Origin of the sequence: Kribbella sp. CA-247076 (genome assembly GCF_050942445.1) — a bacterium.
Classification (GTDB): Bacteria; Actinomycetota; Actinomycetes; order Propionibacteriales; family Kribbellaceae; genus Kribbella.
The window spans coordinates 5,817,171-5,832,327 of sequence record NZ_CP192051.1; the positions used below are offsets into that span (position 1 = coordinate 5,817,171).

Sequence of the window (15,157 nt, forward strand, 5' to 3'; positions counted from 1 at the left end):
TGCGGACACCTTGCGGTCCCGTCAGGGCCGCCGGTGCGCTTCAGCGCTCGCCCGGATGCCAGCGGTCCCGGCGGAGATCGACCCGGCCGTTGGTCACCCGGACTCCGTCCGAACGGAGCCGGTGCAACTGCTCGTCGCCCACCTCGTCGGCCGGTACGCCGCTCGCCCGGATCACCCGCCACCACGGCACGCTCGCGCCGTACTCGCGCATGATCGCGCCGACCTGGCGAGGTCCGCCCTGGCCGACGTACTCGGCGATGTCGCCGTACGTCGCGACGCTGCCCGGCGGGATCGACTCCACGGCCCGCAGCACGGCCTCGACGTACTCCTCCCGGTCCACGAGGCCAACCCTAGTGTCGGCCCGTCAGGCCAGTGGCTCGAGTGCCTTCGCGAGCGGCTCGACGACCGACGGCGGGGCGTCGAGCGGGAGGTTCATCACGACCAGGTCGACGCCGGCCTCGCCGTACGCCGCCGCGGCCGCGACCGCCGCGTCGAGGGGCTGGTCGGGCTCGATCCGCACGTTCACGGAGCAGGTGATCTCGCCGACGTCCCGGCCGACGTCCTCGCAGTGCCGGACGAGGATGTCCTTGAGCGGCTTCCACTCCTCCGGGTTCGCCACGATCACGTTCCAGTGCTGGGCCCAGCGGGCGACCGCGCGCAGGGTCCGCTTCGGGCCCTTGCCGCCGATCGTGATCGGCGGATGCGGCGTCTGCACGCCCTTCGGCTCGCAGTACGCGTCGGTGAGCTTGACGTACCGGCCGTCGAAGTTCGCGACCTTCTCGGTGAGCAGCGCGATGATCGCCTGCACGCCCTCGTCGAACCGGTCGAAGCGCTCCTTCAGCCCGTACAGGTCGATGCCGTACGCCGCGGTCTCCATCTCGTTCCACCCGGCGCCGAGACCGAGCTCGAGCCGGCCGCCGGAGATGATGTCGGTGGTCGCGGCCATGTTCGCCGTGACCGCGGGATGGCGGTAGATCATGCCGTTCACCTGGCACCCGATCCGGATCCGCCGGGTCGCCTGCGCGAGCGCGGCCAGCGTCGTCCAGGCCTCGAGGTTCGGGCCGGCCATGTCACCGCTCAACGGGTAGAAGTGGTCCCAGTGCCACGCGGACTCGAAGATCTCGAACTCGTCCGCGGCGACCCACACGTCGCGCATCTGCTGCCAGGTGGTGTGCTCCGGCCTGGTCTTGATCCCGAACCGCATCCCGGCCTCCTCAGTCCAGGCCGAGGCGGGCGCGGACCTCGGGACGGCGCAGCGGCGGCACCGTCTGCGGCGGATTCCGCCGCTGAGGCATCTCGGCCAGCAACTGCTCGGTGATCCGGGCGACCTCGGCGGCCGCCCGCTCGATCGGCTCGCGGGTGGTCGCGCTCAGCGAGCCGACCCCGGTCACCTTGCGCACGTACTGCAACGCCGCCGCGTAGATCTCCTCAGAGGTCGCGGCCGGCTCGAGTCCACGGAGAACGGTGATGTTTCTGCACATGGTCCGACCCTACGTGCCCGGACGGACAACCGGGTCGGAAACTACGAGGTATTGACTTCCCTAATGCCTTTAGGTTTTCCTCAGAGCATGAGTACTGCGGGACTGGACCGCCGGACGCGTCGCCGTCAGGAGACCATCGAGGAGATCCTGGGGGTCGCCATCGAGTTGATGGAGGCCGAGGGCGTCGCGGCGCTCAGCCTGTCCGCGGTGGCCCGGCGGCTCGGGATGCAGCCGCCGTCGCTGTACCAGTACTTCCCGTCCAAGATGGCGATCTACGACGCGCTCTTCCAGCGCGGCCACGAGCTGCTGCGCGACGAGTGCCGGGCCGCGTACGCCGCGGCCGGCACCGACGACCCGTTCGAGGTCGGACTGATCACGTCGACCGCCTTCTGCCGCTGGTGCCTCGGGCACCAGGTGTACTCGCAGTTGCTGTTCTGGCGGACGGTGCCGGGCTTCGAGCCGAGCCCGGAGGCGTTCGCTCCGGCGCTGGACTCCATGCAGGACCTCCGGGACGTCCTGCAGAAGCAGGTGGAGGCGGGCCACCTGCACCCGGACGCGGCCGGTGACGAGGGCGTCGCGCTCCACAGCTCACTGATCGCCGGACTGCTGTCGCAGCAGATCGCGAACCAGCCGGACGCGTCCTTCGAGGACGGACGGTTCAGCCGACTGCTGCCCGTCGTACTCGAGATGTTCTATCAGCGATACGCACCAACCAGGGGGTAGTCATGACCGCAGTACTCGCGGGGGAGATCGGCCGGGCCGGACGGGAGCGGTGCCGGGCGCACCGGGACGCGGAGCTCCAGGCGTGGCACGAGTTGCTCGCGTCGATCGACGGGGCCGAGTGGCATCGCCGGACGGTCTGCGACGAGTGGGACGTCGCCGACATCGCCGGACATCTGATCGGCCAGGCGGAGGACGTGATCAAGCCGTGGTCGTTCCCGCGGCGGTTCCGCAAGGCGAAGCGGGTCTACCCGGACAAGCCGCGGTTCGACGCGCACATGATGGTGCAGGCCGAAGAGCACCGCGGTACGCCGCCGGCCGAGCTGCGGGCGTCGTTCGACCGGGTGTGGGGCAAGGCGACGCGGACGATCTCCCGCAACCCGGAGCTGATCCGGCGGATCGCGATGCAGGTGGAGGACGCTCCGCGGATGGCGCTCGGCTACGTGCAGGACATCCTGCTGGCGCGGGACCTGTGGATGCACCGCGACGACGTGTGCCAGGCGCTCGGGCGGACGTTCGACCCCGGCCCGTACGCCGGCGAGCTGATCGCGCAGGTGGTGTACGACCTGGAGGCGTCGGGACCGTTCTGGGATGAGCGGCCGGCCGTCGTACTGGAGCTGACCGGAGCGGGCGGCGGGACCTACCGGCTCGGGAGGGACGAGCCGGTAGGCCGAGCCGCCGTGGACGCCGTCGGCTACATGCGCACCCTCTCGGGCCGCGACGACGATCCGCTGGTCACCGGCGACCCGCAGGCCGTCCAAGCGGTCGCGAGCTGTCGGATGCCTTTCTGACCATTCAAACCAGCGAGCTAGTACGCCGGCTGGCTCGGGTCGATCTGGTCGACCCAGGCGACCACGCCGCCGCCGACGTGGACGGCGTCGGCGAAGCCGGCGCCCTTGGCGATCGCGAGCACCTCCGCGGAGCGGACACCGGACTTGCAGTGGAACACCAACTGCTTGTCCTGCGGCAGCTTCTCCAGGGCGACGCCGGTCTGGAAGTCGGCCTTCGGGATCAGCACCGAGCCCGGGATCCGGTTGATCTCGTACTCGTTCGGCTCGCGGACGTCGATCAGCACGAAGTCCTTCTCGCCGTTGTCCTTCAGCTTGATCCACTCGCTCAGCTGCTTCACCGAGATGGTCGAGCCGACGGCCGCGTCGGCCGCCTCCTCGGTCAGCGCGCCGCAGAAGCTCTCGTAGTCGATCAGCTCGGTGACGGTCGGGTTCTCACCGCAGATGGCGCAGTTCGGGTCCTTGCGGACCTTCAGGGTGCGCCAGTTCAGGTCGAGGGCCTCGTAGATGTTGAGCCGGCCCAGCGACGGGTCGCCGATGCCGGTCAGCAGCTTGATCGCCTCGGTGACCTGCGCGGCGCCGACGGACGCGCACAGCACGCCCAGGACGCCGCCCTCGGCGCAGGACGGGACCATGCCGGGCGGCGGCGGCTCGGGGTAGAGGCAGCGGTAGCACGGACCGTGCTCGGCCCAGAACACGCTGACCTGGCCGTCGAAGCGGAAGATCGAGCCCCAGACGTACGGCTTGCCGAGCAGGACGGCGGCGTCGTTCACCAAGTAGCGGGTGGCGAAGTTGTCGGTGCCGTCGACGATCAGGTCGTACTGCTCGAAGATCTGGAACACGTTGTCGTTGTCGAGGCGTTCCTCGTGCAGGACGACGTTCGTGTACGGGTTGGTCTCGAGGATCGACTCCTTGGCCGACTGCGCCTTGGACTTCCCGACGTCGGACTGGCCGTGGATGATCTGGCGCTGCAGGTTCGACTCGTCGACGGTGTCGAACTCGACGATGCCGAGCGTGCCGACACCCGCCGCGGCCAGGTAGAGCAGCGCCGGGCTGCCCAGGCCGCCGGCGCCGATGACCAGCACCTTGGCGTTCTTCAGCCGCTTCTGCCCGGCCATCCCGACCTCGGGGATGATCAGGTGCCGCGAGTACCGGCGAACCTCGTCGATGGTGAGCTCGTCGGCCGGTTCGACCAGGGGTGGCAGTGACACGTGTCGACTCCTCGTGAACGATGTCTGTCGGGATCTCCGGTTTTCAACCATCCGTCCCTCCCCCATGTTCCCGCACATCCCCAACCCGCCCCGCCGGAGTCCGCATCCCGGAACCGCTGTCTCATCCCGGGATGCGGACCACAGACGCTCAGCCGCCGGCCGTGAGCTCCGGCGCGCCGTCGTCCTCGAGCACGAGTCCGTGCCCGAAGGATCGGTTCAGCAGGCCCTCGCGCGGCGCGGACAGCACCAGGTCGAACGGCACGTCGAAACCTTTCTGGGTGTTCCCGGTCACCGGAACACTCACCTTCTGCCGCACCTGCCCCGGCTTGAACACCACCTGCCGCGTGACGTCCCCCACCGTCTCACCCAGGTCGCCACTCGTCTCGACGTACACACTGACCGGACGGATGCTCGGGCGCGACAGCGTCACCCAGAAGTCCATCGCCCTCGTACCCCGGTCTCCCTCCTGCACGGTCACGTTCGACGCGGACAACTGCGGCAGCAACCGCGCCGGCGCGGACAGCCCGACCCCAGGCGACGAGAACGCGACATCGCTCAGGTACGCCGACCCACGCGCGACCCGATCGGTCCGCACCTCGACGGCACGCACGTCACGCAGGTCCACGCCCTTCAGCGACCCCACCGGAATCCGGACTGTCCGCAGCAGGTTCTTCGGCAGCCCACTGTCGTTCCGCCCCGGCATCCGCACCAGCGCGTCGCTGACAGCGGACACGGGTACGTCGGCCGCCCGGCCGCGCCCATCGACGACCCGGACGCTCAGGTCGGTCTTCGGCGCTCCGGCCGGGTCCGGCGCCGCGCGGAACGTCAGGGCCGCATAGCGCCGGACGTCCCGCTGCCAAGCGGGCAGGTCGAGGTGCAGCACCCCGTCGGTCCCGGTCCAACTCAGCTTCGTCACCGCAGTGGTCGGCGTGCGAGCGGCGTACCAGGCAGCACCCCAGTGCGGCGCGTTGGCCCAGTCGTCCGTGGTCATGCAGGTCGGTGTCGCAGCTAAACGACCGGACGGCTGGCTGACGCCTGCACACACCTCCGCGGACGCCTTCCCACGGACCGCTCCGGCCGGCAGCGCCCGATCGAGCGCGTTCACGTCCCGCCGCGACAGCAGAGGGACCTGCGACACCACGCGTACGACGGCCCGTCCTGCCGAGGCAGCCCGGGCGTCGGACCCGTCGAACTGCGGTAGGAACGTCGTCTCGCGCCCCAGGTGCAACCGGAAGAACCCGGCGACGTACGCCGTACCGACGGCCTGCTGCTCCTTGGCGGTCAACCGGCCCGCGTACTTCGCACCGCACGGCGACTCGTTCTCCTCGCCGAACCAGTCGTCGCCTGAGGGCGCCTCGGACTGCCCTGGGGTCCACTCGGTGTTGAAGAAGTTGTGGTTGGCCCCGAGCACCGTCACGGTCGACCGTGGCGCGGTGTCGCCGGTGACGGAGTGCCGGGTGTCGTCGTAGAACTTCTGGCCCTGCAGATCCGACACGTCGCCGTCGCAGTACGGCAGCAGCACGCTCATCGCCACGCCCGGCACGGTCGCCCGGGCGAAGTCGGTCGGCGCGAGCGGCAGGACCGCGCGGATGCCGTACTGCCCGCCGCGGTCGGCGTTGAGTACGGCGGCCCGCGCGACGCCCTCGCCACCCCGGGAGTGGCCCATCAGGCCGACGTTCCGCAGGTTCACCTTGCCGACGAACGCGCGACCGAAGGGCCCGCCGCCGATCGTCGACCACTTCTTCCACAGTGCCAGGTGGTGAAGGATCAGCTCGGCCCGCGCCTGCGCACCCGAGTCGTAGACGTCCCCGTCGTACGCGTTGACCGCGTTGGCACTGATCGACACGACCTGGTAGCCGTTGCTGGCCAGTGCCTCGGCCGGGCCGTCGTACCCGCGGAAGCTCGGCACCGGCTGGGTGCCCGGCGGGCACGGCCACGGCTTGTCCGGCGGCGTGACGTCGTCGCCGTAGCAGAACTGGTGCCGGCCGTGCAGGAAGATCACCAGCGGCCGTGGCCCGATCGCGCCTCGCGGCGTGTACACCTTCCCGCGAACCTCGGCCCGCTGCTCGAGCCCGGGGAGGTAGACGGCCTCGTCACCTAGGTCGTACTCCGACGTGCCGACCTGGTACTTGCCCCGGGCACCGGGATCGACCGGCAGCAGCGGTCCCTGCCTGGCCTTCAGCCAATCGGCGTCGGTCGTCCCGGTCGCCTGACCGCGGCTCCGGCCGGTGGTCTTGCCGAGGTCACCCGACCAGACCAGCCGGACGTCACGCGCCGTCAGCGCGGCCGGATCGGTCGTGACCAGGGTCAGCGTCCGCTGGTCCGGTGACTGCCGGGCCACCCCGATCGGTACGCCGTTCACGGCCAGCAGCGGCAGCGACGCCCGCATCGGCGCCGGCGCTTCCAGACGAAGCGTCACCTGATAGCCGGCAGCTACCCGCCGGACGTCCCAGTTATTGCCTTGAGCAACTGATGATGGCGGACGTGGTGGTGCGGCGGTTGCGGTCAGCGACCCCACACCGAGCAGTGCGACCATCCCCAGCAACAGGCTTCTGGCAAGTCTGCCCGTTACCCGCACAGTGGTCCTCTCGTTCGACGAAGCCGGCGTTGGTCCGACCTCGTGGGCGAGAGGAAAGTTGATCCGACCGGCCGCTCGACTGTGTCTCGGTCCGGACACAGCTGTGACTCGATCAGCTGATCAGCTGCCGGAACGCCCGCTCGACCTGCTCGGGGTGTTCCATCTGCGCGACGTGACCTGACTGCGGCAGGTAGAGCAGCCGCGCGTCCCGGAAGCTGCGCTGGGCCTTGGTCCGGATCCGTGCGTCGACCAGGCGGTCCTTGCCGCCGTAGATCAGCAGCACCGGGCACTCGACCCTGGCCGCGACCGTCCACAGCGACTGCCGTGGCAGTGCCAACGACGACCGCAGCATGCTCCGGGCGCCGTACACCGTCGCCTGCATGCCCCAGGGATCGGTGTCCCGCCGGCGGAGCTCCGCCTCGTAGGAGGCTCGTACCTCGGCCGGCAGCGACCGCGGGTCACCGAACACCATCGCCAGCCCGATCTTGAGCCGCCGCTCGAACGGCAGCCGCCGGCTCCGCTCCAGCACGACCGTCCCGAGCCGCGGAGTCGCGACGGCCGCGAACCACAGCGCGGTCGCGGACGCCCGCGGATGCGGCAGCGCCGGCGAGATCAGCGTGAGCGAGGCGACCAGGTCCGGCCGGCGGGCGGCCAGCGCCACGGACGTCGCTCCGCCCATCGAGTTGCCGAACAGGTGCACCGGCCGGTCGGTCTCCTGCTCGATCAACGCGATCAGTACGTCGACCTGCTCGCGGATCCCGACCACCCCGGCCAACGGCGTACGCCCGAACCCGGGCAGGTCCGGCGCCATCCCGCGGACGGTGTCGTTGAGCAGCAGGCCGAGCGCGGTCCAGTTCAGCGAGGACCCGCCGAGCCCGTGCACGAACAGGGCCGGCGGGAGATCCGCTGCCGCGCCCGGGACGTCCCTGACCAGGAGGTCCACGCCCGCGACCGGCACCCGCCGGGCCGGCCACTCCTGCGCACCCAGCCGGACGGATTCACCGGTTACTGCCGCGTAACGTTCCACGAGAACCATGGTAGGACGCCACCCTGGCGGTGTTCACCCGTTAGGACCGCTCCGGGGTGGAGACTGGGAGGCATGGCAGCCGCGCCGAAGCAACTGACCACCGAGGTCGACGGGCAGACGATGAAGCTCACGAACCTCGGCAAGGTGCTGTATCCGCTGACCGGGTTCACCAAAGCCGAGGTGATCGACTACTACCACCAGGTCGCGACCCTGCTGCTGCCGCACCTGTCCGACCGCCCGCTCACCCGGAAACGCTGGCCCGACGGCACGGAAGCGGCGTACTTCTTCGAGAAGAACGCTCCGCGCGGTACGCCGTCCTGGGTGCGGACCGTGACGCTGCCGACCCCCGGCAGCTCGACCGGGCGGGACGAGGCCGACTTCGTGGTGGCCGACGACGTCCAGACGGTGGTGTGGCTGGCCAACCTGGCCGCGCTCGAGCTGCACGTGCCGCAGTGGCGGATCGGTCTGTCGAAGAAGGGCAAAGAGCCGCAAGCCGACCTGATCGTGTTCGACCTCGACCCGGGGCCGGGAGCCACTATCGTCGAGTGCTGCGACGTTGCCCTCGCCCTGCGGGAGCTGCTCAGCCACTTCGGGCTGGAAGGCTGGCCGAAGACCTCCGGCAACAAGGGCATGCACCTCTACGTGCCGATCGAGCCGGCGTCGTCCAGGGAGACCAGTGCGTTCGCCAAGCAGCTCGCGGAGCAGCTGGCCGAGGCGCTGCCGGAGAATGTGACCGCCAACATGACCAAGGCGCTCCGGCCTGGCAAGGTGTTCATCGACTGGAGCCAGAACAACAGCGCGAAGACCACGCTGGCGCCGTACTCGCTGCGTGGGGCCGAGGAGCCGCGGGTGTCCACCCCGATCGACTGGGACGAGGTGGCCTCGGCGACGAAGCCCGAGGAGCTCAGGTTCCTGCCGCACGAGGTGCTGGCCCGGATCGAGGAGTACGGCGACGTGCTGGAAGGCATGTACGACGACCCCAAACCGCTACCGTCGTAACCCGTGGCATCCGTCCCGTCCGTCGTACCGAGAGGAGCAGGCGCATGACCAGCGAGCCCGACTACGAGGGCCCCGGCTTCGACAGCGTGCCCGACGACGCGCCCGAGGCCGACGTCCTGGAGCAACGCCTGAGCCAGACCGCGACGGACCGGCGCGCGGACGACTCCGGTGTACCGATCGAGGCCGATCCGGCCGACGTGGACGACCAGCGCCGCGAGGTCGGCGACGCCGACGAGGACGACTATCGCTGACCGGCGGCCGGAACAGTACGCCGGGCCGACGGCCAGTACGACGATGGAACGCCACCGGGTGCCGAAGCTACTGGCCGGGATGACCGCTGGGTAGGATTCGGGGAACCACCCGGCGGTCGAGCCCGCGCCGCCGGTGCCGCACCACCGAAGGAGCCGACGTGTCGACGACACCCGAGACCGCGCCCAAGCGCGGAAGCCGCCTGCCGCGGCTGGCCCGCCGCGCGCAACTGCTCGAGGCGGCGCAGGAGGTCTTCGTCGCGAACGGTTACCACGCCGCCGCGATGGACGACATCGCCGACCGCGCCGGCGTCTCCAAGCCGGTCCTCTACCAGCACTTCCCGGGCAAGCTGGAGCTCTACCTGGCGCTGCTGGACACCTCCTGCGACGCGATCGTCGCCTCCGTCCGGGACGCGCTGAAGTCGACCGACGACAACAAGCAGCGGGTCACCGCGACCATGCACGCGTTCTACGACTACGTGGCGAACGCCCAGGGCGCCTTCCGGCTGGTGTTCGAGTCGGACCTGACCAACGAGCCGTCCGTGCGCGAGCGGGTCGACCGGGTCACCCACGAGTGCGCCGAGGCCGTCTCCGAGGTGATCAGCGCGGACGCCGGGCTGAGCCGGGAGCAGTCGATGGTGCTCGCCGTCAGCCTGGTCGGCATGGCCCAGGTCAGCGCCCGCTACTGGCTGGCCGCCGACAACCCGTCGCTGCCGCAGGAGCACGCCGCCGACCTGGTCGCGTCGCTGGCCTGGCGCGGCATCGGCGGCTTCCCCCGCACTGAGTCCTGACAACGTCCTGACGCCCGGGCCGGTTCTGCTCTCGGCGGACGGGTGAGAGCTGACGGGCGGCAGCGGATAGGCTCGAACCGTCACCGGCGAGAGCCGCCGGTCGGAACGTGCCCGGAGGGTTTCGTGGAGGTCAAGATCGGCGTGCAGCACGCCAATCGCGAGTTGGTGCTGGAGAGCGAGCAGAGCCCGGACGAGGTGCAGCAGGCCGTCGCCGACGCGCTCAGCGGGAAGTCCGGGCTGTTGCAGCTGACCGACGACAAGGGCCGCCGGGTGATCGTGCCCGCCGACCGGCTCGCGTACGTCGAGATCGGTGAGGTGTCGATCCGCAAGGTCGGGTTCGGCGCGATCTGATCCCGGTCCGGACACAGTCGAGCGTGTCCCGGTTGCGGAGTGCCCGGCAAGGGGCACGATGACGGGTAGGACCTGCGTTGCGGTGGTCTGGTTTGGTCACGGAGCACCGGACGAGGCGCAGGTCAGCCATCCCTCAAGGAGGAACCGTGTATTGGGTCTGGATGATCATCGTCAGCCTCATCGCGGGCATCATCTTCGGGCCGTTGGCCCGGCTGGTGCTCCCCGGCAAGCAGAACATCAGCCTCGGCTGGACCATCCTGGGCGGCGGCATCGGCGCCTTCCTCGGTGGTCTGATCGCCTACTTCCTCGGCGTCAAGGACACCAGCGGACCGGACTGGATCCAGTACCTGATCCAGATCGTCTGCGCAGCGATCGTCATCGCCATCATCTCCGCCCGCAACACCCGACCATCGAACGTCTGACCGCACCCGCACCACAACGGCCGCCCGCCCCTCCCCAGGGGCGGGCGGCCGTTGTGTGCGGGGTGGGTCAGGCCTGGAGGCCGAGGGCGGTCATGCGGGCGGTGTGGGCCTCTGTGAGGCGGGTGAACATCCGGCCGATCGCGGCCAGGTCGAGACCCGGGCGGTCGACGCTGCCGGCCAGCAGTGCGGCCAGCGAGTCGCGGTCGGCGGCGATCCGCTGCGCCTGGCTGAGCGCCTCGCCGACCAGCCGGCGGCCCCAGAGCGCGAGCCGGCCGCCCAGCTTCGGGTCCTCGTCGATCGCGGCCCGGACCCGGTCGACCACGAACTCGGCCTGCCCGGAGTCGGCGAACACCTCGAGCACCAGGGCCCGGGTGTCCGCGTCCACGAACGACGCGATCTCGCGGTAGAAGTCGTTCGCCAGGCCGTCGCCGACGTACGCCTTGACCAGGCCCTCGAGCCAGTCCGACGGCGCGGTGTGGTCGTGGAACGCGTCCAGCGGGGTGACGAACGGCTGCATCGCCTCCATCGGGTCCACGCCGAGCGCGACCAGCCGGTCCCGCAGTTGCTGGAAGTGGCCGAACTCGGTCGTCGCCAGCGCGGCGAGCTCCGCCTTGTCGTTCAGCGTCGGCGCCAGCTTGGCGTCCTCGGCGATCCGCTCGAAGGCGGTCAGCTCGCCGTACGCGAGCACTCCCAGCAGATCCACCGCCGCGGCCCGGTAGGCGGGATCATCAAAGGCCGTCTGCTCCATGCCCGGCACCCTATCGGGACCCGGCCGCGAGTGGCGCACACCACACTTCCCGGCCAGAGCCGCGAGTGGCGCAAACCACACGAGGCGGCGTTGACAGGTCTTGCGGTTACACTGGTGGGCGATTCGCCGGTGACGCGCCCAGATGGGCAAGCTGGTGCGAGGTGCTTGCACAGTGTCCCCGCGCCTCCCGATGGAGCTGGAATGCTCTTGGCGCCCGGCCACCTGATGCAACTGTCCGTACAAGCATGTGAGAGGCGATCAGCCTGACCACCTTCAGAGAGCTCGGGGTGCTGCCCGAGATCTGCGACGCGCTCGACCGCGTCAACATCGTAGAGCCGTTTCCGATCCAGGAGATGACGCTCCCTGTCGCCCTGATGGGCACCGACCTGATCGGCCAGGCCCGCACCGGGACCGGCAAGACGCTCGGCTTCGGCATCCCGCTGCTGCAGCGCACCATCTCCCCCGGCGAGCCCGACTACGAGGAGCTCGCCGCGCCGGGCAAGCCGCAGGCGCTGGTCGTCACCCCGACCCGCGAGCTGACCATCCAGGTCGCCAAGGACCTGACCACCGCGTCCACCGTCCGCACCGTCCGGGTGCTGACCGTGTACGGCGGGGTGGCGTACGAGCCCCAGCTGGACGCGCTGAAGAAGGGCGTCGACGTCGTCGTCGGCACGCCCGGCCGCCTGCTGGACCTGGCGAACCGCGGCGTCCTCGACCTGAGCCACATCAAGGTGCTGGTGCTGGACGAGGCCGACGAGATGCTCGACCTCGGCTTCCTGCCGGACGTGGAACGCATCCTGCGCAAGACCCCCGAGCTGCGCCAGACGATGTTGTTCTCGGCAACGATGCCGTCGGCCGTGATCGCGCTGGCCCGCACCCACATGCGGCACCCGCTGAACATCCGGGCGGAGTCGCACGAGGACACCCAGATGGTGCCGACGACGGCACAGTTCGTCTACCGGGCGCACGAGCTGGACAAGCCCGAGGTGGTGGCCCGGATCCTGCAGGCCGAGGACCGTGGCCGGGTGATGATCTTCTGCAAGACCAAGCGGGAGGCGTCCCGGCTGACCGACGACCTGCAGGACCGCGGCTTCAAGGCGGCCGCGATCCACGGCGACCTGAACCAGCAGGCCCGCGAGCGGGCGCTGATGCGGTTCCGCGGTGACAAGATCGACGTCCTGATCTGTACCGATGTCGCCGCCCGCGGGATCGACGTCGAGGGCGTGACCCACGTCATCAACAACACCTGCCCCGAGGACGAGAAGGCCTACATCCACCGGATCGGCCGGACCGGCCGGGCCGGGGCGAGCGGGATCGCGGTGACCTTCGTCGACTGGCCGGACGTCACCCGCTGGAAGACGATCAACAAGGCGCTCGACCTGCCGTACGACGAGCCGCAGGAGATCTACTCCACCTCGCCGGAGCTCTACCACGACCTGGGGATCCCGACCGAGGCGAAGGGCCGGATCAAGCCGATCCGCGAGCCGCGTGAGGAACGGCCGGCCCGCGAGCGGCGGCGTACCGGGGAAGGGACCGAGGACACCGCCGAGAGCGGCGAGCGGCCGGCGCGCAAGCGGAGCCGGACCCGGAAGCGGACCCGCAGCGGCCAGGTCGTCGACGGTCCGGCGACCGAGCAGAAGTCCGAGGCGGACGTGACCGCCAAGACCCAGGTCCCGCCGACGGCGGAGTCGTCGACCGAGGCCGCCGAGGCACCGGAACGGAAGCCGCGCAAGCGCACCCGCACCCGGAAGACCGCCGAGACCCCGGCCGACGCGGCCGGCACGGAGGCTTCCCGTGACGCCGTGGCTGACGCTCCGGCCAAGCGGACTCGGACTCGGAAGTCCGCCGCCGAGGAGGCTTCGGTTGAGGCTGAGGCTGCGGCGGGAGATGCGGAGAAGCCGGTGAAGCGGAGTCGGGCGCGGACGCGGAAGAGCGCGGAGGCGCCGGCCGCACCGGAGCCGGGGACCGGTCCGACGGTTCCGCTGTTCTCGGCGCCGGAGTGATCGAGCCGGAGTGACCGTGCCGTCGCCCGACCGTGGCTGAACGGTGATCTGAGCCTGCAACGCCCTGCCCCTGCGTGGCCGTCCTAGCGACAACCACGAGAGAGGGGCATGGGTGATGAGGCGGATCAGGACTGCCGCGGCCGGGGTGGCGTTGCTGGGGATCGTGCTGCTGGCGGGGTGTTCCGGAGAGGGCGCCGACAGCACGAGCGAGTCCGGCGGGTCCGGCGCGGCCGCACCACAGGGCCCGGGCGAGGCGTCGGACGGCAAGGCCACCGGGAACGCGCCGCAGTCGCAGGACAAACCGGCCGCACAGCCGACGCTGACGCGGGCGATCATCAAGACCGGCTCGCTGACGATCGAGGCCGACGACGTGGACGCCCAGCGGCAGAAGGCGATCACCGTCGTGGCCGGTCTCCGCGGCCAGGTCGCGTCCGAGGACACCGGCAGTGACCACGACGGCCGGATCACCCGGGCGAACCTCGTCCTCAAGGTGCCGACCGCGTCGTACGAGACCGCCATCCAGCGGCTGTCCGAGCTCGGCAAGCGCAGGCAGATCCACCAGGAGTCCAGTGACGTCACCGAGCAGGTGGTCGACGTCGAGAGCCGGATCGCCTCCCAGCGCGCCAGCCTCGAGCGCATGCGCACCCTGCTCGCCAAGGCGAACACGATCGGCGAGATCGTCTCGGTCGAGACCGAGCTGACCCGGCGCGAGGCCGACCTGGAGTCGCTGCTCGCCAAGCAGAAGAACCTCGCCCTGCAGACCGAGCTCGCCACCCTCGCGCTCACGTTGACCGCGAAGGGCGACTCGCCCGCACCCCAGGACCCCGACGGCTTCCTCGCCGGCCTGAAGGGCGGTTGGGACGCGTTCACCGCGACGTTCTCCGCACTGGCGACGGCATTCGGCGCGGTGCTGCCGTTCCTGGTGCTGCTGGCGCTGATCGGCGTACCACTGTGGAGGTTCCGGAGCCGGCTGCGCCGTCAGCCGGCGCTCGCGCCGAGTCGGGCACCCGACGGCGGGCAGTAGGTCAGAGCAGCGCGCCGGCCAGCGCCCGGTAGGCCTTCGCACCGGGCGAGGCCGGCGCCGTGCTGAGCACGGTCTCGCCGATCGCCGGAGCCTCCGCGAACCGGATCGACTTCGGGATCGCCGGCTCCAGCACGTCGAGCGAGTACGTGTCCGCGATCGTCTCCAGTACGGCGCGGGCATGCGTCGTCCGGCCGTCGTACAAGGTCGGCAGGACGCCGAGCACCCGCAACTGTGGGTTCGTCAGCCGCTGGACGTCGTGGATCGTGTCCAGTAGTTGCCCTACGCCACGATGTGCCAGCGTCTCGCACTGCAGCGGGATGAGTACGTCGGACGCCGCGGACAGCCCATTCACCGTCAGCAGCCCGAGGGTCGGCGGGCAGTCGACGAGCACCCAGTCGTACGACGTCCGCAGCGGGCGCAACGCGGTCCGCAGCACCTGCTCCGGGCCGCTCTCCCGAGCCAGCTGGACCTCGGCGGTCGCGAGCTCGATCGTCGCCGGCAACAGGTCGACTCCGTCGTCGAGCGCAATCAGCACGTCGCGCGCCTTCACGCCGCCGAGCAAGACGTGGTGGATCGACTTGTCCAGGTCCTCGGGGTCGGTGCCGACCGAGAAGGTGAGACAGGCCTGCGGGTCCAGGTCGACCAGCAGCACCCGTTGACGACGCTCCGCCAGCGCAGCGCCGAGCGTCGCGACCGTGGTCGTCTTGGCCACGCCGCCTTTCTGGTTGGCAACCGCCATCGTGCGAGGCACCCGGACATTGTGCCG

17 protein-coding genes are annotated in these 15,157 nt (G+C 70.4%); 9 read left to right on the forward strand and 8 right to left on the reverse strand.

What is annotated here, in order from left to right:
* Positions 1 to 40: 40 nt before the first annotated feature.
* The 3 genes from ACQPYZ_RS27380 to ACQPYZ_RS27390 are packed head-to-tail and all read right to left on the reverse strand — an operon-like array spanning position 41 to position 1,481.
* Complete coding sequence (locus tag ACQPYZ_RS27380) at positions 41 to 340, reverse strand: MGMT family protein (RefSeq protein WP_433161118.1); 300 nt, start codon at positions 338 to 340, stop codon at positions 41 to 43.
* 24 nt (positions 341 to 364) lie between these two features.
* Positions 365 to 1,204, reverse strand: a complete 840-nt coding sequence (locus ACQPYZ_RS27385) for a TIGR03560 family F420-dependent LLM class oxidoreductase (RefSeq protein ID WP_433161120.1) — start codon at positions 1,202 to 1,204, stop codon at positions 365 to 367.
* Positions 1,205 to 1,214: 10 nt separating this feature from the next.
* Positions 1,215 to 1,481, reverse strand: a complete 267-nt coding sequence (locus tag ACQPYZ_RS27390) for a DUF2277 domain-containing protein (protein ID WP_433161122.1) — start codon at positions 1,479 to 1,481, stop codon at positions 1,215 to 1,217.
* Positions 1,482 to 1,568: 87 nt separating this feature from the next.
* On the opposite strand from ACQPYZ_RS27390, the gene ACQPYZ_RS27395 reads away from it, so the two are divergent.
* Together ACQPYZ_RS27395 and ACQPYZ_RS27400 are read left to right on the forward strand one after the other, a co-directional pair.
* The gene (locus tag ACQPYZ_RS27395; RefSeq protein WP_433161123.1) at positions 1,569 to 2,204 is read left to right on the forward strand and encodes a TetR/AcrR family transcriptional regulator; all 636 of its coding nucleotides are present in this window, start codon (positions 1,569 to 1,571) and stop codon (positions 2,202 to 2,204) included.
* A 2-nt stretch (positions 2,205 to 2,206) separates the two neighbouring features.
* Entirely contained in the window at positions 2,207 to 2,992 is a 786-nt protein-coding gene (locus ACQPYZ_RS27400) for a maleylpyruvate isomerase family mycothiol-dependent enzyme (RefSeq protein ID WP_433161124.1), read from the forward strand.
* Between the two features lie 17 nt (positions 2,993 to 3,009).
* Here the strand turns inward: ACQPYZ_RS27400 and moeZ are convergent, their stop codons facing one another.
* The 3 genes from moeZ to ACQPYZ_RS27415 form a co-directional block, all read right to left on the reverse strand.
* Entirely contained in the window at positions 3,010 to 4,200 is a 1,191-nt protein-coding gene (gene moeZ, locus ACQPYZ_RS27405; protein WP_433161126.1) for an adenylyltransferase/sulfurtransferase MoeZ, read from the reverse strand.
* A gap of 148 nt (positions 4,201 to 4,348) precedes the next feature.
* Entirely contained in the window at positions 4,349 to 6,619 is a 2,271-nt protein-coding gene (locus ACQPYZ_RS27410) for a Calx-beta domain-containing protein (protein ID WP_433161127.1), read from the reverse strand.
* A gap of 271 nt (positions 6,620 to 6,890) precedes the next feature.
* Positions 6,891 to 7,805: an alpha/beta fold hydrolase gene (locus tag ACQPYZ_RS27415; protein ID WP_433161129.1), complete on the reverse strand. Its 915-nt coding sequence runs from the start codon at positions 7,803 to 7,805 to the stop codon at positions 6,891 to 6,893.
* Between the two features lie 72 nt (positions 7,806 to 7,877).
* On the opposite strand from ACQPYZ_RS27415, the gene ligD reads away from it, so the two are divergent.
* The 5 genes from ligD to ACQPYZ_RS27440 all read left to right on the forward strand — a co-directional run bounded on the left by ligD (position 7,878) and on the right by ACQPYZ_RS27440 (position 10,616).
* Positions 7,878 to 8,804, forward strand: a complete 927-nt coding sequence (ligD, locus tag ACQPYZ_RS27420; RefSeq protein WP_433161131.1) for a non-homologous end-joining DNA ligase — start codon at positions 7,878 to 7,880, stop codon at positions 8,802 to 8,804.
* Between the two features lie 44 nt (positions 8,805 to 8,848).
* Positions 8,849 to 9,055, forward strand: coding sequence for a hypothetical protein (locus tag ACQPYZ_RS27425; RefSeq protein WP_433161132.1), 207 nt, complete (start codon positions 8,849 to 8,851; stop codon positions 9,053 to 9,055).
* Between the two features lie 158 nt (positions 9,056 to 9,213).
* Entirely contained in the window at positions 9,214 to 9,843 is a 630-nt protein-coding gene (locus tag ACQPYZ_RS27430; RefSeq protein WP_433161133.1) for a TetR/AcrR family transcriptional regulator, read from the forward strand.
* A 123-nt stretch (positions 9,844 to 9,966) separates the two neighbouring features.
* The gene (locus ACQPYZ_RS27435; protein ID WP_132326680.1) at positions 9,967 to 10,194 is read left to right on the forward strand and encodes a DUF3107 domain-containing protein; all 228 of its coding nucleotides are present in this window, start codon (positions 9,967 to 9,969) and stop codon (positions 10,192 to 10,194) included.
* A 146-nt stretch (positions 10,195 to 10,340) separates the two neighbouring features.
* Positions 10,341 to 10,616, forward strand: coding sequence for a GlsB/YeaQ/YmgE family stress response membrane protein (locus tag ACQPYZ_RS27440; RefSeq protein WP_433161135.1), 276 nt, complete (start codon positions 10,341 to 10,343; stop codon positions 10,614 to 10,616).
* 67 nt (positions 10,617 to 10,683) lie between these two features.
* On the opposite strand, the gene ACQPYZ_RS27445 is transcribed toward ACQPYZ_RS27440, so the two are convergent.
* Positions 10,684 to 11,364 carry a ferritin-like fold-containing protein gene (locus ACQPYZ_RS27445; protein ID WP_433161136.1) on the reverse strand — a complete coding sequence of 227 codons (681 nt, stop codon included), beginning with the start codon at positions 11,362 to 11,364 and terminating at the stop codon, positions 10,684 to 10,686.
* 353 nt (positions 11,365 to 11,717) lie between these two features.
* Here ACQPYZ_RS27445 and ACQPYZ_RS27450 point away from each other — a divergent pair, with 353 nt between their 5' ends.
* On the forward strand, positions 11,718 to 13,367 hold the full coding sequence (locus tag ACQPYZ_RS27450) for a DEAD/DEAH box helicase (protein ID WP_433161138.1): 1,650 nt from the start codon (positions 11,718 to 11,720) through the stop codon (positions 13,365 to 13,367).
* A 115-nt stretch (positions 13,368 to 13,482) separates the two neighbouring features.
* Entirely contained in the window at positions 13,483 to 14,391 is a 909-nt protein-coding gene (locus ACQPYZ_RS27455) for a DUF4349 domain-containing protein (protein WP_433161140.1), read from the forward strand.
* 1 nt (position 14,392) lies between these two features.
* Here ACQPYZ_RS27455 and ACQPYZ_RS27460 read toward each other — a convergent pair whose 3' ends face one another.
* Positions 14,393 to 15,142, reverse strand: a complete 750-nt coding sequence (locus ACQPYZ_RS27460; RefSeq protein ID WP_433161142.1) for a ParA family protein — start codon at positions 15,140 to 15,142, stop codon at positions 14,393 to 14,395.
* Positions 15,143 to 15,157: the final 15 nt, after the last annotated feature.